Here is a 22,152-nt window from a genome sequence, read left to right as displayed (position 1 = left end):
TCGAGTTGCAGGTAGGCGGCAACGAAATGAACCCAAGGAGTTGAGATAACTCAATGAGTTGGGTGACAAATCTGTCAGGAGCAGATTTGAACGCTGCTTGCCGCGGCCTCGCAGAGGCGAGGTCCATGGACGGGCCGAGTAGTGATGGCAGCCAACACCCCTGCATCTTGAAAGATGACGAGTATAGACAGGGCCGCTTTGCGGCCCTTATGCAAAGAAGCATAACCCCGTATTTATCAGAGAATTTTATAAGGTATTTAGAATAATGAAAAAACTGCTTGTTGCTTGCTGTCTGTTATCGGGTTTAATTTCAGCTTCAGTTCTGGCGGATGTCAGTACCGATTTGCAAGGTCGTCTGAGTAAGGTGAACAGTTTCCATGCTAATTTCTCGCAAAAAGTGACCAGCGCTGATGGCGCGACGGTGCAGGAAGGTGAAGGGGAGCTGTGGGTGAAACGGCCAAATCTGTTTAACTGGCATATGACCTCACCGGATGAAAGCGTACTTATCTCAGACGGGGAAACCTTGTGGTTCTACAACCCTTTTGTTGAGCAGGCCACGGCAACCTGGTTGAAGAATGCAACCGGTAACACCCCGTTTATGCTGATTACCCGCAACAACCCGGATGACTGGAAACAGTACAATGTTAAGCAGAAAGGCGATGATTTTGAACTGACACCTAAAAGTGCCAGCGGTAATCTGAAGCAATTTGCCATTACAGTTACGCCAACGGGGACTATCAAGAGTTTTACTGCGGTTGAGCAAGATGGGCAGCGCAGTGCTTACACCCTGAAAGGCCAGCAAAATAGCTCGGCTGACGCCAGCAAATTTAAATTTACCCTACCAAAAGGGGTGACGCTGGACGACCAGCGGCAGTGAGGTTTGTGTGAGTAATATGTCCCTCGACTTTTCCCAAAATGAGTTTCAGCCACTGGCCGCGCGGATGCGGCCTTTGACGTTGGATCAATATATTGGTCAGCAACATTTGCTGGCACCGGGTAAACCGCTACCACGGGCAATCGTTGCGGGGCAGTTACACTCCATGATCCTCTGGGGGCCACCTGGAACGGGCAAAACCACATTGGCCGAAATTATTGGTCGTTACGGTCAAGCTGATGTGGAACGCATTTCTGCCGTGACCTCCGGTATTAAAGAGATTCGTGAGGCCATCGAACGCGCACGGCAAAACCGTGATGCTGGTCGGCGCACTATCTTGTTTGTTGACGAAGTCCATCGTTTCAATAAAAGCCAGCAGGATGCTTTTTTGCCGCATATTGAGGATGGCACTATTACCTTTATCGGTGCTACGACTGAAAACCCCTCGTTTGAACTGAATTCGGCATTGCTCTCCAGAGCGCGGGTTTATTTGCTTAAGGCATTAACCGCCGCAGATATCGAGAAAGTGATCGATCAAGCGATGTCAGACGGCAGCCGTGGCTACGGTGGGCAGAATATCAAACTGCCGGACGAGACCCGCCGCATGATGTCGGAGCTGGTTGGTGGTGATGCTCGTCGCGCGTTAAACAGCCTTGAGATGATGGCAGATATGGCAGAAATAGATGCCAACGGGGTGCGAGTATTAACCCCTGATTTGCTGAAAGAAGTGTCTGGCGAGCGGAGCGCCCGTTTTGATAACAAAGGTGATCGTTATTATGATCTGATCTCGGCGGTGCATAAATCCATTCGCGGCTCGGCCCCGGATGCGGCGCTATATTGGTTTGCGCGTATTATCACCGCAGGGGGGGATCCCCTTTATGTCGCCCGCCGTTTATTGGCTATTGCCTCGGAAGATGTCGGTAATGCGGATCCACGCGCCATGCAAGTGGCTATATCAGCGTGGGACTGTTTTACTCGAGTCGGTCCGGCAGAAGGTGAAAGGGCGATTGCTCAGGCCATTGTTTATCTGGCTTGTGCACCAAAAAGTAATGCGGTTTATTCCGCGTTTAAAGCAGCGATGCAGGACGCGCGTGATAAGCCTGACTTTGATGTGCCAGAACACCTACGTAACGCACCGACCAAACTGATGAAAGAGATGGGGCTTGGGGCGGAGTACCGATATGCCCATGATGAACAGCATGCTTATGCTGCGGGTGAGAACTATTTCCCGCCAGAAATGGCCGCGACTCGCTACTATTCACCCTCATCCCGTGGTCTGGAAGGTAAAATCGGTGAAAAGCTGGCATGGTTGGCTGAGCAGGATCAAAATAGCCCGATAAAACGCTACCGCTAGTCTTGCTGTTGCGGTAAGGTTAGCGCTATATGGTAAGTGGCTGTTTATACCGCTTATGTCATGAAATTCTCCTTTAATAACCATTATGCCCAAAATAGTTGAAGTGGCAGGTAGGCAGCAAGTAAGCGAGTCTCAATGAGTTTACTGAGGTAAGTGATTCGGGTGAGAGAACGCTGCTAATACCGCTGCAACTTCAAAGATGAAAGGCATTCTATAACTACAAGCACAGGACTAGCATGCTCGATCCCAATATGCTGCGCAATGAGCTAGACGCAGTCGCCGAAAAACTTGCTCGCAGAGGTTTTAAACTTGATGTTCAGATGTTGCGCCAACAAGAAGAGCGCCGCAAAGTTTTACAGGTTGAAACAGAAAGTCTGCAAGCAGAACGTAACTCCCGATCGAAATTGATTGGTGCGGCCAAGGCGCGTGGCGAAGATATCGAGCCATTACGTCTGGAAGTAAATGCGCTGGGTGAAAAGCTGGATGCGGCTAAGGCCGAGCTGGACAAACTGCAAAACGAAATCCGCTTACTGGCGTTGTCTATTCCTAACCTGCCGGATGATTCTGTCCCTGTGGGTAGAGATGAGAAAGACAATCTTGAAGTCAGCCGTTGGGGTGAGCCGCGTAAGTATGATTTTGAAGTGAGAGATCACGTCTCGCTGGGCGAAATGGCCGGTGGCCTCGATTTTGCTGCCGCAGTGAAGCTGACCGGTGCGCGTTTTGTGGTAATGAAAGGGCAAATAGCCCGTATGCACCGTGCGTTATCCCAGTTTATGCTGGACCTGCATACCGAAAAACACGGTTATCAAGAAGCTTATGTTCCTTATCTGGTTAACCATGCCACTTTGTACGGTACTGGCCAGTTACCTAAGTTTGGTGAAGATTTATTCCACACCAAACCGCTGGAAGAAGAGTCAGATAGCAGTAACTATGCACTGATTCCGACCGCTGAAGTGCCGCTGACCAATCTGGTACGCGATGAGATTCTGGAAGAAGACACTCTGCCATTGAAAATGACGGCCCATACCCCATGCTTCCGTTCTGAAGCGGGTTCCTATGGTCGTGATACCCGTGGCTTGATTCGTATGCATCAGTTCGACAAAGTTGAGATGGTGCAGATTACTCGCCCGGAAGATTCGATGGAGGCACTGGAAGAGTTGACCGGTCATGCAGAGAAAGTTCTGCAATTACTGGACTTGCCATACCGCAAAGTGCTGCTGTGTACTGGTGATATGGGCTTTGGTTCCAGCAAGACTTACGATTTGGAAGTATGGCTGCCAGCGCAGGATACTTACCGTGAAATCTCTTCCTGTTCTAACATGTGGGATTTCCAGGCGCGCCGTATGCAAGCTCGTTGCCGCAATAAAACCGATAGAAAAACCCGTTTAGTTCATACCCTGAATGGTTCTGGTTTGGCGGTTGGCCGCACCCTGGTTGCAGTGCTGGAAAACTACCAGCAGGCAGATGGCCGAATTGAGGTTCCAGAAGTATTACGCCCATATATGGGTGGCCTGGACTTTATCGGTTAATAACATACGGATTAATCACTAATCCAATATGCAGAAAGCGCCTCAGGGCGCTTTTTCTTTTTGGCGTATAGCCAGAGTAAAGGCTGAAGATTGTCAGTAGGTGCTTCCAACATATTGTGCTATCCCCTCCCGCGCAGTAATTGACTTTTATATCGCCGGTGGCATGATGCGCTCACTTTTATCGTCCCGACGGCTCCTGTCTTATTATGTCCGCATATTCTCGCCCGGTTCTGCTTCTGCTCTGTGGGCTTTTGCTGTTTACGATTTCTATCGCGGTGTTAAATACATTGGTTCCCTTATGGTTATCTCATCAACAATTGCCAACCTGGCAGGTGGGGATGGTTAGCTCGTCTTATTTTAGTGGGAATCTGGTTGGGACATTGATTGCGGGGCGCTTGATCCAGCAATTTGGATTTAATCGCAGCTACCATTACGCCTGTTTTTTATTTGCGTTGGCGACTTGCGGATTAATGCTATCAGTGGATTTCTGGAGTTGGCTGGGATGGCGCTTTTTGGCGGGCGTCGCCTGCGCTCTGATTTGGGTCATTGTTGAGAGTGCGTTACTGCGTAGTGGCACGTTAACCAATCGTGGGCAACTGCTGGCGGCTTATATGATGGTCTATTATCTGGGAACCGTCACCGGGCAATTATTATTAGGTGTCGTGTCAACGCAATTACTCAATGTTATCCCTTGGGTCAGTACATTGGTCATTACGGCCATGCTGCCGCTGTTGTTTGCCCACTTCTCGCATCAGGGTAGCAGTGAGTCCTCACACATTGCCATTTGGCCGATGCTTAAGCGCCGTAGCGCTCGCCTGGGTATTAATGGCTGCATTATCTCAGGGATACTGTTAGGTTCGCTCTATGGACTGTTGCCGCTCTATCTATCACATCAGGGCATGAGTGATGCCAGCGTTGGATGGTGGATGGCTTTACTGGTTAGCTCAGGCATTATCGGTCAATGGCCGATAGGCAAAATGGCGGACCGTTATGGTCGTTTACTGGTGCTGCGTATTCAGGTGTTTGTCGTCATCCTCGGCAGTGTAGCCATTTTAGGTAATTATGCCCTGGCTCCGGCATTATTTATTCTGGGATGTGCCGGTTTTACCCTTTATCCGGTCGCCATGGCCTGGGCGTGTGAAAAGGCCAGTGCTGATGAGTTAGTGGCGATGAATCAGGCATTACTGATGAGTTATACCCTCGGCAGCCTGACCGGCCCAACCATGACTTCCCTGCTGATGCAGCGCTATTCCGATAATTTACTGTTTATCATGATAGCCGCTGTCGCCTTAGTGTATTTGATGATGTTGCTGCGTAAGCCAGGTAAACAACAGACCCCTTACGCTGCCATATAACAACCAAAAAAATACCGCCAGTGGCATAACCCAATTTGGCGGTATCTATGGGGATGCGTTAATTAACTGACTACGCCCCCCTTCTTGTTTGAAGTTGCCGCACCATTAGCTGCTTGCAACTGTAATGACTTAATATATTACTTTGTGACCATAGCTTTCGAGAATGCCTTTCACCCGATCCATGATCTCTGCGGTAGGGGGCTTCACCCCATCCAGTTTGTATTCTTCACCCATGGCGACCCATTTGTGCTTACCCAACTCATGGTAAGGCAGTAATTCGATTTTCTCGATATTGGTCATGTTCTGGGTAAACTCGCCTAACATGTGCGCCGATTTATCATCATCTGACCAACCCGGCACCACCACATAGCGGATCCAGGTTTTCTGGTTACGTTTTGCCAAGTAACGGGCAAACTCCAGTGTTCGATGATTCGATACCCCCACCAGATTCTGATGCACACTGTCATCCATCTGTTTTAAATCCAGCATCACTAAATCTGTGGCATCAAGTAACTCATCGATGACCGGATCATAACGGCGTACAAAACCATTGGTATCCAGACACGTATGGATACCAACTTCATGACACGCACGAAACCAATCGCGCACAAACTCGGCCTGCAAAATAGCTTCGCCACCTGATGCAGTCACACCGCCGCCAGATGCATTCATAAAGTGGCGATAGGTGATGGCTTCTTTGACTAATTCTTCAACGGTAACTTCTTTACCGCCGTGGGTATCCCAAGTATCACGGTTATGGCAATACAGGCAACGCATCAAGCAGCCCTGGAAGAATACGATAAATCGGATACCCGGGCCGTCAACAGTGCCACAGGATTCGAATGAGTGAATACGACCAAGTACTGACATAGCAGGATTTCTCCAACGCTGGATGAATAAAGGCCCCACTAAAGTGGAGCCTTTAAGTTTATGCCATTTTACTGCGGCAGGGAATTATATCGACTGTGTAAAGGTACGAGTAATTACATCCTGCTGTTGTTCTTTGGTCAGCGAGTTGAAACGTACTGCGTAACCCGATACACGGATAGTCAACTGCGGATATTTTTCCGGGTTTTCCATCGCGTCTAACAGCATTTCACGGTTCATTACGTTCACGTTCAGGTGTTGACCACCTTCGATGGACGCTTCGTGATGGAAGTAACCATCCATCAGACCGGCCAGGTTAGCTTTACGTACTTCGTCATCTTTGCCTAATGCGTTTGGCACGATAGAGAAGGTGTAAGAGATACCATCTTTCGCGTAAGCAAACGGCAGTTTAGCAACCGAAGTCAGAGAGGCAACAGCACCTTTCTGGTCACGGCCATGCATTGGGTTAGCACCTGGACCGAATGGTGCACCAGCACGGCGACCATCTGGGGTGTTACCGGTTTTCTTACCATAAACCACGTTAGAGGTGATGGTCAGCACGGACTGAGTTGCCACTGCACCACGGTAAGTACGCAGCTTCTGAATTTTCTTCATGAAGCGCTCAACCAGGTCACAAGCGATATCATCAACGCGTGAATCGTTGTTACCAAACTGTGGATATTCGCCTTCGATGTTGAAGTCGATAGCCAGGCCGTCAGCATCACGGATGGTGCTTACTTTGGCATACTTGATAGCAGACAGGGAGTCAGCAGCAACAGACAGACCTGCAATACCACATGCCATAGTACGGTAAACATCACGGTCATGCAGTGCCATTAGCGCAGCTTCATAGCTGTACTTGTCATGCATGTAATGGATGATGTTCAGCGCGGTAACGTATTGTTTAGCCAGCCAATCCATAAAGTGGTCCATGCGTTCCATGACTTTGTCATAGTCCAGCACGTCATCCATCATTGGCGCTTCTTTCGGGCCAACCTGGATCTTCATTTTTTCATCAACGCCGCCGTTGATTGCGTACAACATGGTTTTCGCCAGGTTGGCACGGGCACCAAAGAACTGCATTTGTTTACCGACAATCATCGGGCTAACACAACAAGCGATAGCATAGTCATCGTTGTTGAAGTCAGGGCGCATCAGATCATCGTTTTCATATTGCACAGATGAAGTATCGATGGAGACTTTAGCCGCATACTTTTTAAAATTCAGTGGCAGCTTTTCAGACCACAGAATGGTCATGTTCGGCTCTGGAGACGGCCCCATGGTGTACAGGGTGTTCAGGAAGCGGAAGCTGGTTTTGGTCACCAGAGTACGGCCATCAACGCCCATACCGGCCAGAGACTCAGTTGCCCAGATTGGGTCACCAGAGAACAGTTCATCATACTCAGGGGTACGCAGGAAGCGAACCATACGCAGTTTCATAACCAAATGGTCAATCAATTCCTGCGCTTCAATTTCAGTCAGCTTACCTTCTTTCATGTCACGTTCGATGTACACGTCAAGGAAGGTAGATACACGACCGAAGGACATTGCCGCACCGTTTTGGGATTTAACCGCAGCTAAATAGCCGAAGTAGGTCCACTGTACTGCTTCACGGGCGTTAGTTGCCGGACCTGAGATATCACAGCCATATTTGGCCGCCATTTCTTTGATTTGAGCCAGAGCACGATGCTGTTCAGCAATTTCTTCGCGCAACTGGATAGTCATTTCCAGGTCTTTGCCGTTTTCCAAATCATCTTGCAATGAATTGAACTGAGCCAGTTTGTCTTTCATCAGGAAGTCGATACCGTAAACGGCTACACGACGATAGTCACCGATGATACGGCCACGGCCATAGGCATCTGGCAAACCAGTCAGTACACCAGATTTACGGCAGTTCAAGATGTCTTTGGTATAAACGTCGAACACACCTTGGTTGTGTGTTTTACGGTAATCGGTGAAGACTTTTTTCAGTTGTGGGTCAAGTTCACGACCATAAACTTTGCAAGAGCCTTCTACCATTTTAATGCCACCGAATGGGATCAGTGCACGTTTCAATGGCTTTTCAGTCTGCAAGCCAACGATGGTTTCCAGATCTTTATTAATATAGCCAGCATCATGAGATGTGATGGTTGCAGCTACGTCGGTATCGAAATCAACTGGCGCATGGGTGCGGTTTTCCAGTTTGATGCCTTCCATAACCTGCGCCCACAGTTTGTCGGTCGCATCGGTAGGGCCGGCAAGGAAGGACTCATCGCCTTCATAAGGGGTATAGTTCTTCTGGATGAAGTCACGAACGTTTACACCGTTCTGCCAGTCACCCTTGGTAAAACCTTGCCATGCTTTGGCCAATTTTTCATTAAGTTCGGTCATAATGCATCTACCTTTTAATGTTAATTTCTTCGAAAACCAGACGTAGCGGCCACATATTAATGTTGCTGGTCACCGCGCAGATAAATTACCCAATAAGTCAACCCAACCAATAATCCGCCACCAATGATGTTACCGATAGTGACTGGGATCAGGTTATCAATAATAAAGTTACTTACGGTTAAGTGAGCAAATTGCTCAGGTGTTGATCCTATGGATTGCCAAAATTCAGGCGAAGCGAAATTTTTAATCACAATGCCCATAGGAATCATAAACATATTTGCGATGCTATGCTCAAAGCCGCTGGCAACAAACATCCCCACCGGTAAGATCATCGCGAACATTTTATCCATTATGGTACGGCCGGAGTAACTCATCCATACCGCCAGACAGACCATCAGGTTAGCTAAAATACCCAAACACACTGCTTCAATAAAAGTATGGTGCAATTTATGGTCGGCTGTTTGCAAAACATTCAGACCCCATTGACCATTCGCCACAGTATGTTGGCCTGCGAACCAAATAAGACACACAAAGAACAGTGCACCGAACAGATTCCCAATATAGACATTAACCCAGTTACATGCCAATTGACGCCATGTGATACGGCCGCTGGCTTTAGCGACAGTTGTGAGTACGGTCGATGTGAAGAGATCACCCCCACACACCACCACTAACATTAGCCCCAGGGAGAAACAAATACCACCAACCAATTTGGCAAAGCCGAAAGGCACGCCAGCAGTACCGGTAGTCGCTGTAATATAAAAAACAAACGCAATTGAAATAAACACACCAGCAGTAATCGCTAAATAAAAGGTTTTTAGCGGATGCTTGGTGGCTTTATAGACACCGGCATCTTCGGCTACTTTAGCCATTGCCGCAGGTAATAATGCATCGAAGGGGTTGTCAGCTTTCACACTAACTCTCTCTTAAGGGTTAATAAAGCACAACGAGATACTAGCAAAGCAGTATAGCGTGAAAATTGATATGGATCATATTGCGCGAGTTTAGTTAGCTGTGAAACACCATGAAATATAGGGGTAATGCTATTAACTTATTGATTATTAATTGAAAAAAATATTTTAAGATTTACAAATAATTTTGATTGGACTGTTTTAAAGCCGTTGAGAAGGTTAACTAAAAGGAGTATTTGTAGTTATTTTTATTATTATCAGTCATTAAAAATTAACTATTCATTCACCTATTTATCTATTTTATCTGGTCGCTAAATAATGTTTGTCTAAAGGTGCTATTACGGCGTCAGAAAATAACGTTTTTTTATGACAAAAACAATTGTTGAGCGCGGCGATTTGTATTTATTTTCGTCAGGATTAATTGCAGTACTAAATTAAACGGCGCTGCCAAAAGACAACGCCGTGGGTCGTTTTCTGCTGATTAGCATTTAGCTATTTGCTGGCAGAAAATGTTTACTCGCTTTTAGCCCAATAGCGGCGTTTGGCAGTTTGCAACTTCTCATAAGCACCTAGTAGTGCCTGATGAGCTGGTAAGGCTTTTAGATCCTCATCAACACTGAACAGGCCATTGAAGCGCGCCTCACCCACCAAGGCCGCTGAGGCTGCATCTACCGCCTCCTGACCATACATTTTCACAAAGGCAGTGTAATATTGTGCCGCTTCACGATCCGGCTCCTGAGTCAGTAACAATAGGGTTTGCAGGCAACGGTAATAGTTCGCCTGTTTTGCCGTAAAGACTGAAGAGTTAAAATCTTGCGTCCATTCAACCCAAATCAGTGCTTGCTCCAAATCACCGCCAGCCAATGCCAGCATGGATTTCAGTTCACCGACACGCAGGGTATACCAGCCGTTATCTTTACCCGAGGCGATACCCAGCAATTCACGCACGCGGGCGAAATCATCCAACCCTTCATCATCCAACTGCTGAATGAGCGCCAGATATTCCTCAGGCTGCGAGTCACTGCCGGGCAGGGCCAGCAACCTGTCTCGCAGATGAACACCCATGGTGTTGTTCGCCATCAGCAAATCTTCGGCAGGATAGATATCAGACCAGCCTGGTACCAAAATCCGGCAGGCATAGACACTTAAATGCTCATAATCAGCGATATACACTTCGGCGTTTTCTTGCTTGAAGATAGCCATCAGGGTAGCGAATTCTTCTTCTGTGCTGCCTTTAAAGCTCCAGTCCACAAATGGATAGTCGGCCTCGTCTTTGAACATATCCCAGCTGATCAAGCCACTTGAATCGATAAAATGGGTTTCCAGATTGGTGTGCTCTGCCACCTCTTCGTCATCGAAGGTCGGCGCGGTAAAGACGTCCAGGTCTTTCAGGCTACGGCCCTGCAATAGCTCAGTCACGGTACGTTCCAGCGCGACACCAAAATCAGGATGTGCACCGAATGAGGCAAAACAGGTGCCATTCGACGGGTTAAACAGCACTACGCAAATAACCGGATAAGCGCCACCTAGAGAGGCATCGTAAGAGAGAATTGGGAAACCTTCTTCTTCCAGCTTGGCAATGGCTTCTACCACACCTGGATAGCGGTTTAACACCGCCGCAGGGATCTCCGGCAAGCTGATAGATTCTGCGATAATACGGTTTTTAACTTTACGTTCAAAGACTTCGGACAGAGCTTGTACCCGAGCTTCATTGGCAGTATTGCCCGCAGACATGCCATTTGAGACATACAGATTGCCGATAATATTCATTGGAATATAGACGGTTTCTAAATCTGACTGGCGGGTAAATGGCAATGAACAGATCCCGCGTTTGGCGTTACCTGATTGCAAATCCACCAGATCACTGGCGACCAATTCCTGCTCTGGATCGTAAAACGCCAGCAGGCGCTCATCGAGAATGCCTTCTGGCAGCAAGTTATCTGCTGGGATCGGGAACCATTTCTCGTTGGGATAATGAACGAAATCCCCTTCGGCAATGGCTTTACCCAGATAGAAGTCAGCAAAGAAATAGTTGGTGGATAAGCGTTCGAAATATTCACCTAAGGCCGAAGCCAGTGCCGCTTTCTTGCTGGCGCCTTTGCCGTTGGTAAAGCACAACGGGCAATCACGGTCGCGGATATGTACCGACCAAACGTGAGGAACCGGGTTAAGCCAAGAGGCTTCTTCAATATTAAAACCGAGGTCGCTCAGTTTTTGCTGAAAGCGAGATATTGAGTCTTCCAGCGCGGCGTCTTTGCCGGGAATAAAGGTTTGGGTCATTGTCGTCACTTTTTGGCGGTACTAAAAACGCGCAATCATACGGGGTTTTAGTTAATAGCTCCATGTATTCCTAAAGCGCAGCAAATGTCACAGTTTCAGTATGGATATTCCGCATAATTCACTAGCTTATAAATAACGGAGTCATAATGTGAAATCTATAAAGCTAACTGTCTTAGCCGGAATCTTAGCAGGGATCAGCGGTTCGGCCTTTGCTCTACCCAATATCACCCTATTGGCAACCGGGGGAACTATCGCCGGTGGCGGAGATTCAGCCACTAAATCTAACTATAAAGCCGGTAAATTGGGGGTTGATGCCCTGGTAAACGCGGTGCCGGAAATGAAAAAAATCGCCAATATTCAGGGCGAGCAAGTGGTTAATATCGGTTCTCAAGATATGAATGACGAGGTCTGGCTGAAGTTGGCGAAAAAAATTAATGCCGATTGTGCCAAAACAGACGGATTCGTGATTACACATGGCACTGACACTCTGGAAGAAACTGCCTATTTTCTTGATTTAACGGTGAATTGCGATAAACCGGTGGTGATGGTTGGGGCGATGCGCCCGGCAACTGCCCTGGGTGCAGATGGTCCGCTGAATCTCTATAATGCAGTGGTCGTCGCCAGTGATGCCAATTCAGCTAAACGTGGTGTGCTGGTAGCGATGAATGACCAAGTGCTAAGTGGCCGTGATGTGATGAAAACCAATACCACTTCGGTGCAGACATTCCAGTCACCGAATACCGGATCCTTGGGGTCTATTTATGACGGTAAAGTGAATTATCTGCACCAACCCGCGCCAAGACAACCCGCTTTCGATATCAGCAAACTGAGTGAATTACCAAAAGTGGGCATTATTTATAACTATGCCAATGCCTCTGATTTACCGGCTAAAGCGCTGATTGCTGATGGCTATAAAGGGATTGTCAGTGCCGGTGTTGGTAACGGTAACCTTTATCATTCTGTTTTTGATACGCTGGCAACGGCAGCACACAGTGGGGTTGCTGTTGTGCGTTCATCCCGTGTGCCTACTGGCTCTACCACGGAAGATGCAGAAGTTGATGACACCAAATATGGATTTGTTGCATCCGGCTCACTCAATCCACAAAAAGCACGTGTGTTGCTGCAATTGGCATTAACCCAAACGCAAAAACCGCAAGAGATCCAAAAGCTATTCCACGCATATTGATTCAATCAGTCTTTGACGGGGGCTTCGGCCTCCGTATCTGCTTTATTACCACTAATCTGAAATAAATCCGCCCATGCCGTCCGGCGACTATCTTTAATGAATCAAAAAGTTATTGGGCAACTATAAATGCAAACATTTGATCTCAAACGAATGGCACTGGATAAATTCCCCATCGAATTCTTGGCCGAAGTGGGCATGCGCTGTTTATTCACCTTTGTCTTGGTTTTTTTATTCCTCAAACTGAGTGGTCGCCGTGGCGTGCGGCAGATGTCGCTATTCGAAGTCGTGATCATTTTGACATTGGGATCCGCTGCGGGTGATGTCACTTTTTATGAAGATGTGCCGATGTTGCCAGTAGTAATGGTCTTTATCTGCATTATGATTTTGTACCGCCTCTCTACTTTCTTGATGTCACGCAGCGAAAAAATACAACAGTGGATGGAAGGGAAGCCGTTGATCATCATCAGTGATGGAATATTTGTTTGGGAAACCATGCAGCAGGAAAATATTACCCATGATGAGTTTTTTATGGAGTTGCGCCAACAAGGTGTCGAGCATCTTGGTCAGGTACGGCTGGCCATCCTGGAAGTCAATGGTGCAATCAGTGTGTTTTTCTTCGCGCAAGAACATGTCAAACCCGGTTTGCCGGTATTACCTAAATGCTGTGTTAACCCCTTGGTCACCATTGAAAAACCTGCGGAGTATGCCTGTAGCCAGTGCAGCCTGATAGTGGCGTTATCCAGCGGTGCAGAGAAAACCTGTCAACGTTGTGGTCACCACCACTGGGTTGAAGCTTTGGGCCATCAACGAGCAAAATGAGTCATCTATCGTGCGCTAACACCTTGGTTCGGTAGCTTTTGGTGAATAATTCCAAATTAATGACATGATAACGCACAGCCTGCTATCGCTGGGGTTGAGAGTTTCTCCCTTGCCAGTGAATAACCGTTGCAGCAGGCGGACTCGGATGATAAAACCGAGTAATGATAACGATGGCAATCTCAGTTGAGTGTGGTGAGGGGAAATGACACAAGTTTATAATTTTAGCGCAGGGCCTGCGATGTTACCGGTTGAAGTTTTACGTCGTGCGGAACAGGAATTACGTAACTGGCATGGCTTGGGGACATCGGTGATGGAGATCAGTCACCGGAGTAAGGAATTTATTCAGGTTGCTGAAGACGCAGAAGAAGATCTGCGTGATCTGTTACGAATTCCGGCCAATTATAAAGTGTTATTTTGCCATGGTGGCGCGCGCGCGCAGTTTGCCGCAGTGCCATTGAATTTACTCGGCGACAACAACAGTGCTGATTATATTGACGGTGGCTATTGGGCACACAGTGCAGTCAAAGAAGCACAAAAATACTGTGTCCCTAACGTTATCGATGTGACAACCCACGATAATGGTCTAACGGGTATTTTGCCGATGAAACAATGGCAGTTGAGTGATAATGCTGCTTATGTACATTATTGCCCAAATGAAACCATTGATGGGCTGGCTATCAAAGAAGATCCGGATTTTGGCGATAAAGTTGTCGTTGCCGATTACTCATCATCTATCCTTTCTCGCCCGATTGATGTCAGTCGCTATGGTGTCATTTATGCAGGAGCCCAGAAAAACATCGGTCCCGCTGGCCTGACAGTGGTTATCGTGCGCGACGACTTATTAGGTAAAGCTCGCACTGAATTGCCATCGATCCTTGATTATAAGGTGCTGGCCGATAACGATTCCATGTTCAACACGCCGCCAACTTTTGCCTGGTATCTCTCTGGCCTGGTGTTTAAATGGTTGAAGGAGCAGGGCGGTTTGGTTGAAATGGAAAAACGTAATCAGGCGAAAGCTGATCTATTGTATGGTGCGATCGATAAGACCGGTTTCTATCGCAACCAGGTGGCTCACGCCAACCGCTCTTTGATGAATGTGCCATTCCAAATGAAGGATGCCTCCTTGGATAAAGTGTTCCTTAGCGAGGCACAAGAGCAGGGTTTGCAAGCCTTAAAAGGCCATCGTGTTGCTGGTGGGATGCGGGCATCGATTTATAATGCGATGCCAATTGAAGGCGTTAAAGTCTTAACAGATTTTATGGCTGACTTTGAACGCCGCCATGGTTGATTCCTCCGGGCGGATGTTTGTCTACTCAGACTGAGTATCACCCTTATTTAAAATATATTTATTTGCACATAGAAGACTGGAGAGTGCTTTTCCCATGCTGGAATCCCTGACTTTACAACCCATTGCTCTGATCAATGGCACCGTTAACTTACCCGGTTCTAAAAGTGTTTCTAACCGTGCACTTCTTCTGGCAGCGCTGGCCGAAGGGACGACCCAGCTGAATAACTTGTTAGACAGTGACGACATTCGCCATATGCTCGATGCCTTGCAGGCATTGGGGGTGAATTTCCGCCTTTCGGCTGATCGCACTCAATGTGAAGTGGATGGTGTAGGTGGCAAATTGGTCGCAGACCAACCCTTGGAACTGTTCTTAGGCAATGCGGGTACGGCAATGCGCCCATTGGCTGCGGCACTTTGCTTGGGTAACAGCGACATCGTACTAACCGGCGAACCGCGGATGAAAGAGCGGCCAATTGGCCACTTGGTTGATGCCTTGCGTCAGGGCGGTGCGCAGATTGATTATCTGGAGCAAGAGAACTACCCGCCGGTGCGCTTACGTGGTGGTTTCCGTGGTGGAAAACTGACCGTCGATGGTAGTGTCTCCAGCCAATTTCTGACAGCATTGCTGATGACTGCCCCCTTGGCTGAGCAAGATACCGACATTCAGATTCAAGGCACTCTGGTCTCTAAGCCATACATCGATATTACCCTGCATCTGATGAAAGCCTTCGGTGTTGATGTGGTGCATGAGAACTATCAACTGTTCCATATAAAAAGCGGCCAGACATATCGCACTCCGGGCACTTATTTGGTTGAGGGCGATGCGTCTTCTGCGTCCTATTTCTTAGCCGCCGCGGCAATTAAAGGTGGCACCGTGCGTGTCACGGGTATCGGTAAAAAAAGCGTGCAGGGTGATACCAAATTTGCTGATGTGCTGGAAAAAATGGGCGCAAAAATTAGCTGGGGTGATGACTATATCGAATGTAGCCGTGGCGAATTACAGGGTATCGATATGGATATGAATCACATTCCTGATGCGGCCATGACCATTGCTACCACCGCACTGTTTGCCAATGGCCCGACGGTTATTCGTAATATCTATAACTGGCGGGTAAAAGAGACTGACCGCTTATCTGCGATGGCCACTGAGCTGAGAAAAGTGGGTGCGGAAGTTGAAGAAGGTGAAGACTATATTCGTGTGGTGCCACCCGTGCAATTAATTGCCGCTGAAATAGGGACTTACAATGACCACCGTATGGCGATGTGCTTCTCACTGGTGGCGTTATCTGATACACCGGTGACGATTCTTGACCCTCAATGCACCGCTAAAACCTTCCCTGACTACTTTGAACAATTGGCCAATCTGAGCCAGACAGCCTGACCTTTTTGCGCCGAATTTATTGACCTCTAATGGGTACCCGTCGGTACCCATTCCCTATTTTATAGACGGATAGCACTTTTCTTTGTTGGCAAATAAGAATAAATGTTTTTTCTGGCTATCTTTCACATCTCTTCTACACTCCAGCCACGGCTTATGGTTTTATTTTCAGCAACTGAACCACGCGAGGGTAACAGTTCACATCGATGCGGCGTATAATGCTGCTCCTGTGTTTGCCCTGCTGGGTAGACAAGAGGTTTTGCCTACCGAAAGGAGAGAGAAATGACGGCGATAGCCCCGGTGATAACCGTTGATGGACCAAGTGGTGCAGGTAAAGGTACGCTTTGCAAAGCTTTGGCTGAATCGTTGAACTGGCGCTTGCTGGATTCGGGGGCGATTTACCGGGTTTTGGCGTTAGCGGCCCTGCATCATCAGGTTGATATCAGCACCGAAGAGGCATTGGTTCCACTTGCCGCACATCTCGATGTTCGTTTTGTCTCACAGAATGGGCAGTTAAAAGTGATTTTAGAAGGTGAGGATGTCAGCAATGAAATCCGCACCGAAACTGTAGGGAATACTGCATCTCAGGCCGCGGCTTTCCCGCGAGTCCGTGAGGCATTACTACGCCGCCAGCGAGCATTTCGTGAAGCACCGGGCCTGATTGCCGATGGTCGCGATATGGGGACAGTGGTCTTCCCTGATGCGCCGGTGAAAATATTTCTTGATGCAAGTTCGCAAGAACGCGCACACCGACGTATGCTACAGTTGCAGGAAAAGGGGTTTAATGTTAACTTTGAACGTCTTTTGGCCGAGATACAGGAGCGAGACTCTCGTGATCGTAACCGGTCTATTGCACCTTTAGTCCCTGCGGCGGATGCGTTGGTACTGGATTCAACCAGTATGTCCATCGAGCAGGTGATCGAACAGGCGCTGGCTTATGCCCAACGAATTTTAGCGTTGCCGTTGAAAAAATAACGACAATGCGGTCAGTTCTGAGCTCTCAACGATTTATTTTTTAATTAAAATTATTTTTGATGAGCACTTTAACCTTGCTGCAAGGATCTGTGGCGAGGCATGTGAAACAACCCCATCCGGCGGGATGCTAGATGGACGTTAAACTTAAGAATCCTGAAGATTATTAACATGACAGAATCTTTTGCTCAACTCTTTGAAGAATCCCTGAAAACAATTGAAACACGTCCGGGCTCTATTGTCCGTGGTGTTGTTGTTTCTATCGATAAAGATATCGTACTGGTTGACGCCGGTCTGAAATCTGAGTCAGCAATTCCAGCAGAACAGTTCAAGAACGCGCAAGGCGAACTGGAAATTCAAGTTGGTGACGAAGTTGACGTTGCTCTGGACGCTGTTGAAGACGGCTTCGGTGAAACTCTGCTGTCCCGTGAAAAAGCTAAGCGTCACGAAGCATGGCTGATGCTGGAAAAAGCTTACGAAGAAGCTGCAACCGTTACTGGTGTGATCAACGGCAAAGTGAAGGGCGGCTTTACAGTCGAACTGAACGGTATCCGTGCGTTCCTGCCTGGTTCACTGGTTGATGTGCGCCCAGTTCGCGATACTCTGCATCTGGAAGGCAAAGAGCTTGAGTTCAAAGTCATCAAGCTTGATCAGAAACGCAACAACGTAGTTGTTTCTCGTCGTGCAGTTATCGAATCTGAGAACAGCGCTGAGCGTGATCAATTGCTGGAAAACCTGCAAGAAGGCATGGAAGTTAAGGGTATCGTTAAGAACCTGACTGACTACGGTGCATTCGTTGATCTGGGTGGCGTTGATGGCTTGCTGCACATTACTGACATGGCTTGGAAACGTGTTAAACACCCAAGCGAAATCGTCAATGTGGGCGACGAAATCACTGTTAAAGTTCTGAAATTCGACCGCGAACGTACTCGTGTATCCCTGGGCTTGAAACAGCTTGGCGAAGATCCATGGGTTGCTATCGCTAAACGTTACCCAGAAAGCACCAAGCTGACTGGTCGTGTAACTAACCTGACTGATTACGGCTGCTTCGTAGAAATCGAAGAAGGCGTTGAAGGTTTGGTACACGTTTCAGAAATGGATTGGACCAACAAAAACATTCACCCGTCTAAAGTTGTTAACGTTGGCGACGTAGTGGAAGTTATGGTTCTGGACATCGATGAAGAACGTCGTCGTATTTCTCTGGGCCTGAAACAGTGCAAATCTAACCCATGGCAGCTGTTTGCAGAAACTCACAACAAAAACGACCGCGTTGAAGGTAAAATCAAGTCTATCACTGACTTCGGTATCTTCATCGGCCTGGACGGCGGCATCGACGGCCTGGTTCACCTGTCTGACATCTCCTGGAACGTTGCAGGCGAAGAAGCAGTTCGTGAATATAAGAAAGGCGACGAAATCGCAGCTGTGGTTCTGCAAGTTGACGCAGAACGTGAGCGCATCTCCCTGGGCGTGAAACAACTGGCAGAAGACCCGTTCAATAACTACCTGTCTGTTAACAAGAAAGGTGCTATTGTTACTGGTAAAGTAACTGCAGTTGACGCTAAAGGTGCTACAGTTGAATTGGCAGGCGGCGTAGAAGGTTATCTGCGTGCTTCCGAAGCAACTCGCGACCGCGTTGAAGATGCGACGCTGGTTCTGAACGTCGGTGATGAAGTTGAAGCCAAATATACTGGCGTTGACCGTAAAAACCGCGTAATCAGCCTGTCTGTTCGTGCTAAAGACGAAGCTGATGAGAAAGATGCTATTGCTACAGTTAACAACAAGCCAGAAGAAGGTAACTTCTCTAGCGCAATGGCAGAAGCGTTCAAAGCTGCAAAAGGCGAGTAATAACGGGGGGCGGTTTTTCCGCCCCTATACGGTAGTTTAGCTGCAAAGCTTGGAGGTAATATGACCAAGTCTGAACTTATTGAAAGACTTGCTGGCCAGCAATCTCATGTACCGGCTAAAGCCGTTGAGGATGCAGTGAAAGAAATGCTTGAACATATGGCTGGAACACTAGCTGAAGGTGAGCGCATTGAGATCCGAGGATTTGGCAGTTTTTCTCTTCACTACCGTGCTCCGCGTGTTGGCCGTAATCCAAAGACTGGTGCTAAAGTTGAATTGGAAGGTAAGTACGTTCCACACTTTAAGCCAGGTAAAGAATTGCGTGATCGCGCTAATATCTACGGCTAAGTTGTTTACAACTTACCGCGTTATTATCTATACCTAAAATCATTGGTGTCATAGCTAATACTGCTGTGACACTGATTATAAAAGGTATAAACGCTGATAAGAAACGGTGCCTAATGGCACCGTTTTTCTTTCTTTCTAATGTCCCGCGCTAAAATTAGCTGAATATATATTAAAACCTTATAACGAATAGATTAAATATTGTTTATTCACTTATTCAAATACCCTCATCTATCTCTATCTCTATCTCTATCTCTATCTCCCTTTTACCTGTAATAAGCTCAGCTTTATTTTCGATACATCCCGCATAGGTGTTGTTAGCTATGTAACAAGATAAAACTATTCGCGAAGCCGCTCTGAACTTCCACTTTTTGTACTGGCTGCATCATCCATCAACAGAGAAAATCAGCATATTCACGATAAGGCAAGCGGATGGCAATGAGGCTATCTGGCAGTAATACAAGGGATGGCTTCTTATCACTTTATCAATCGATCATGCTGCGGCCGCTATTGCCACTGGCTTCTTACCCCTTATTTTTCTACCTCAGTTGCCAGGAACTCTCATCACTGTGGGGCTGCTAGGGTTGGGGGGACTGGTATGGTTAAGTGGGCGTATCTACTGGCAATGTGTGGCATTAGTCATCATCAGCTTTGCGTGGGGAAGTTGGCACGGAAATAGGGTATTAATGCAAATTGAGGCGTTAACTCAAGGTGAGCAGCAAGTTATCGCCACTATAAAGAATGCCTATCTGACATGGGGAGAAGGGAATAAGGTCCTGTTGGGCATTCAGCAAGTTAATGGGCAAAGAGTATTTCCACCGATTGCAGTATCAGTAAAGTGGCCGGAGAAGCTTGAGCGCTATTGTGCTGGGCAGCAATGGGCGTTGAAGCTACGAATGCGGGCGGTGCATAGCTTACTCAATGAAGGGGGTTTTGATAGCCAACGCTGGGCTATAGCCAACCAGCGTCCATTGCAAGGGCGAGTGATTAAGGCTGAATTGCGTGATGCCCATTGTAATCTCCGCCAACGGGCCATCAGTGTTATTGAACAACAGCTACAGCAGTATGACCAGCGGCAGATACTGCTAGCTTTAGCTTTTGGTGAAAGAGAACAGTTGAACACACACCAGTGGGCGCTTTTTCGTAATACCGGAACGGCGCACCTGATGGCGATATCGGGTTTGCACATCGGGCTAGCGGCGCTGTTTGGCGGGATACTGGCTCGTGGGATCCAGTTATTTCTACCTGTTAGTTGGGTCGGTCCCGTGTTCCCGCTGCTGATTGGCTGGTTTGTGGCAATGGTTTATGTTTGGTTGGCGGGCGCGAATCCACCCGCGATGAGGGCGGCTATAGCATTAACCCTATGGTTACTGCTGAGGTTGTTCGGTATTTTATGCAGCGCCTGGCAAGTGTGGCTCTGGGTGTTGGCGCTAATATTACTCAGTGAACCACTGGCGGTACTATCAGACAGTTTTTGGCTCTCCTGTCTGGCGGTATTCAGTCTGATATGTTGGTTCTATTGGGTGCCAATTACTCAGCGTTTTAGGGGCGGATGGCTTGGGCTGACTATCCGCTGGTTCCATTTGCAATTTGGTATGATGCTACTATTGATGCCACTACAGATAGGCCTATTTCATGGCGTCAGCTTGTTTTCTATCGCTGCAAATTTGTGGGCAGTGCCTATCATATCCCTGCTTACTGTGCCTTGCGTATTGTTGGCCTTGGCCTGCATACCATTGCCTACCGTAGCTGGCCTGTTTTGGTTCTTGGCCGATATATCGCTTTGCGCGGTACTCTGGCCACTCAATTACCTAAAAACCGGTTGGTTGCATACTGGGTTAGCATCCGTTGCCGTAGCTTATGTGGGGTGGCTGGCAATACTTATTTGGCGTTTTCAGTGGTGGCGAAGCTATCCAATTGGGGTGATAGTCCTGTGTGTCAATTTGGTGTTATTCACTCAGCGGCGTGATGATTATCGCTGGCGCGTTGATATGTTGGATATTGGGCACGGTCTGGCAATAGTGATAGAACGCGCAGGGAAAGCAATTATCTTTGATACGGGCAATCGTTGGCACACCAGTAGCATGGCAGCCGCGGTTATTCTCCCTTATTTACGTTGGCGGGGCATTGTGGTTGAGCAAATTATCCTTAGCCATGATCATCTTGATCACACCGGAGGGCTAGCTGAGTTAAAGGCGGCATTCCCGCAGGCGAAAGTCCGTGCACCTTTCTCCTTAGCTGGCCCGATAGCGGGTTTGCCCTGTCAGAAAGGCGTGAAATGGCAATGGCAAAATTTAAATTTTGACGTTTTATGGCCGAGAACTCAGGTGATTAACGCCCAAAATGATGACTCATGTGTTATTCGCATTGATGATGGCAAACACAGTCTGTTATTGACGGGCGACCTTGAAACACGGGGAGAGCGACAGTTAGTTAAAAATTATCGTACTAAGCTAGCCTCAACATTGCTGCAAGTTCCCCACCATGGCAGCAATACCTCTTCAACCGGCCCATTTTTGCGGGCAGTGAAGCCAGAATTGGCTTTTGCTTCCGCTGCACGCTATAACCAATGGCACCTGCCAGCTAAAAAAGTGATTAAACGCTATCAAAAAAATAGCATTATTTGGCGTGATACCTCGGTATCCGGGCAGCTAACTGTGTATTTTTACAGCGATAGTTGGCAAATTAGGGGCTATCGGGAACAAATAATGCCACGTTGGTATCACCAGCGGTTTGGCGTTGGAGGCCATAATGAGTAGAATGGGCCGCTATTTCTTCTGGT

Annotated in this window: 16 protein-coding genes; 12 read left to right on the top strand and 4 right to left on the bottom strand. The window is 47.8% G+C overall.

What is annotated here, in order from left to right:
• Positions 1-265: 265 nt before the first annotated feature.
• The 4 genes from lolA (at position 266) to Q2T71_RS12940 (ending at position 5,112) form a co-directional block, all read left to right on the top strand.
• Complete coding sequence (gene lolA / locus Q2T71_RS12955; protein WP_083158429.1) at positions 266-877, top strand: outer membrane lipoprotein chaperone LolA; 612 nt, start codon at positions 266-268, stop codon at positions 875-877.
• A 7-nt stretch (positions 878-884) separates the two neighbouring features.
• The gene (locus Q2T71_RS12950; protein ID WP_372559342.1) at positions 885-2,228 is read left to right on the top strand and encodes a replication-associated recombination protein A; all 1,344 of its coding nucleotides are present in this window, start codon (positions 885-887) and stop codon (positions 2,226-2,228) included.
• A 236-nt stretch (positions 2,229-2,464) separates the two neighbouring features.
• Positions 2,465-3,757, top strand: coding sequence for a serine--tRNA ligase (gene serS, locus Q2T71_RS12945; protein WP_372559341.1), 1,293 nt, complete (start codon positions 2,465-2,467; stop codon positions 3,755-3,757).
• A 206-nt stretch (positions 3,758-3,963) separates the two neighbouring features.
• The gene (locus tag Q2T71_RS12940; RefSeq protein WP_372559340.1) at positions 3,964-5,112 is read left to right on the top strand and encodes an MFS transporter; all 1,149 of its coding nucleotides are present in this window, start codon (positions 3,964-3,966) and stop codon (positions 5,110-5,112) included.
• Between the two features lie 129 nt (positions 5,113-5,241).
• On the opposite strand, the gene pflA is transcribed toward Q2T71_RS12940, so the two are convergent.
• The 4 genes from pflA to ycaO form a co-directional block, all read right to left on the bottom strand.
• The gene (pflA, locus tag Q2T71_RS12935) at positions 5,242-5,982 is read right to left on the bottom strand and encodes a pyruvate formate lyase 1-activating protein (protein ID WP_372559339.1); all 741 of its coding nucleotides are present in this window, start codon (positions 5,980-5,982) and stop codon (positions 5,242-5,244) included.
• Between the two features lie 84 nt (positions 5,983-6,066).
• Positions 6,067-8,349 carry a formate C-acetyltransferase gene (gene pflB, locus Q2T71_RS12930; RefSeq protein WP_083158433.1) on the bottom strand — a complete coding sequence of 761 codons (2,283 nt, stop codon included), beginning with the start codon at positions 8,347-8,349 and terminating at the stop codon, positions 6,067-6,069.
• Positions 8,350-8,405: 56 nt separating this feature from the next.
• Positions 8,406-9,263 carry a formate transporter FocA gene (gene focA / locus Q2T71_RS12925; protein WP_050084953.1) on the bottom strand — a complete coding sequence of 286 codons (858 nt, stop codon included), beginning with the start codon at positions 9,261-9,263 and terminating at the stop codon, positions 8,406-8,408.
• Positions 9,264-9,773: 510 nt separating this feature from the next.
• Positions 9,774-11,540: a 30S ribosomal protein S12 methylthiotransferase accessory factor YcaO gene (gene ycaO / locus Q2T71_RS12920; RefSeq protein WP_372559338.1), complete on the bottom strand. Its 1,767-nt coding sequence runs from the start codon at positions 11,538-11,540 to the stop codon at positions 9,774-9,776.
• A 148-nt stretch (positions 11,541-11,688) separates the two neighbouring features.
• Here ycaO and ansB point away from each other — a divergent pair, with 148 nt between their 5' ends.
• The 8 genes from ansB to Q2T71_RS12880 all read left to right on the top strand — a co-directional run bounded on the left by ansB (position 11,689) and on the right by Q2T71_RS12880 (position 22,129).
• Positions 11,689-12,726, top strand: coding sequence for an L-asparaginase 2 (gene ansB, locus Q2T71_RS12915; protein WP_083158435.1), 1,038 nt, complete (start codon positions 11,689-11,691; stop codon positions 12,724-12,726).
• Between the two features lie 126 nt (positions 12,727-12,852).
• Complete coding sequence (locus tag Q2T71_RS12910) at positions 12,853-13,545, top strand: DUF421 domain-containing protein (RefSeq protein ID WP_372559337.1); 693 nt, start codon at positions 12,853-12,855, stop codon at positions 13,543-13,545.
• A 202-nt stretch (positions 13,546-13,747) separates the two neighbouring features.
• On the top strand, positions 13,748-14,833 hold the full coding sequence (gene serC / locus Q2T71_RS12905; RefSeq protein ID WP_372559336.1) for a 3-phosphoserine/phosphohydroxythreonine transaminase: 1,086 nt from the start codon (positions 13,748-13,750) through the stop codon (positions 14,831-14,833).
• 94 nt (positions 14,834-14,927) lie between these two features.
• Complete coding sequence (gene aroA, locus Q2T71_RS12900) at positions 14,928-16,214, top strand: 3-phosphoshikimate 1-carboxyvinyltransferase (RefSeq protein ID WP_372559335.1); 1,287 nt, start codon at positions 14,928-14,930, stop codon at positions 16,212-16,214.
• 279 nt (positions 16,215-16,493) lie between these two features.
• Positions 16,494-17,186 (top strand): (d)CMP kinase, encoded by a 693-nt coding sequence (cmk, locus tag Q2T71_RS12895; protein WP_050084945.1) that lies wholly within the window; start codon positions 16,494-16,496, stop codon positions 17,184-17,186.
• Positions 17,187-17,354: 168 nt separating this feature from the next.
• Positions 17,355-19,028: a 30S ribosomal protein S1 gene (rpsA, locus tag Q2T71_RS12890; protein ID WP_004391091.1), complete on the top strand. Its 1,674-nt coding sequence runs from the start codon at positions 17,355-17,357 to the stop codon at positions 19,026-19,028.
• A gap of 60 nt (positions 19,029-19,088) precedes the next feature.
• Positions 19,089-19,373, top strand: a complete 285-nt coding sequence (gene ihfB / locus Q2T71_RS12885; protein WP_005184672.1) for an integration host factor subunit beta — start codon at positions 19,089-19,091, stop codon at positions 19,371-19,373.
• Between the two features lie 473 nt (positions 19,374-19,846).
• Positions 19,847-22,129 carry a ComEC family protein gene (locus Q2T71_RS12880; RefSeq protein WP_372559921.1) on the top strand — a complete coding sequence of 761 codons (2,283 nt, stop codon included), beginning with the start codon at positions 19,847-19,849 and terminating at the stop codon, positions 22,127-22,129.
• The last annotated feature ends 23 nt before the right edge of the window (positions 22,130-22,152 follow it).

The organism is Yersinia sp. 1652 StPb PI, assembly GCF_041538345.1.
Lineage (GTDB): Bacteria > Pseudomonadota > Gammaproteobacteria > Enterobacterales > Enterobacteriaceae > Yersinia > Yersinia enterocolitica_E.
This window is presented reverse-complemented; position numbering and strand designations above follow the sequence as displayed.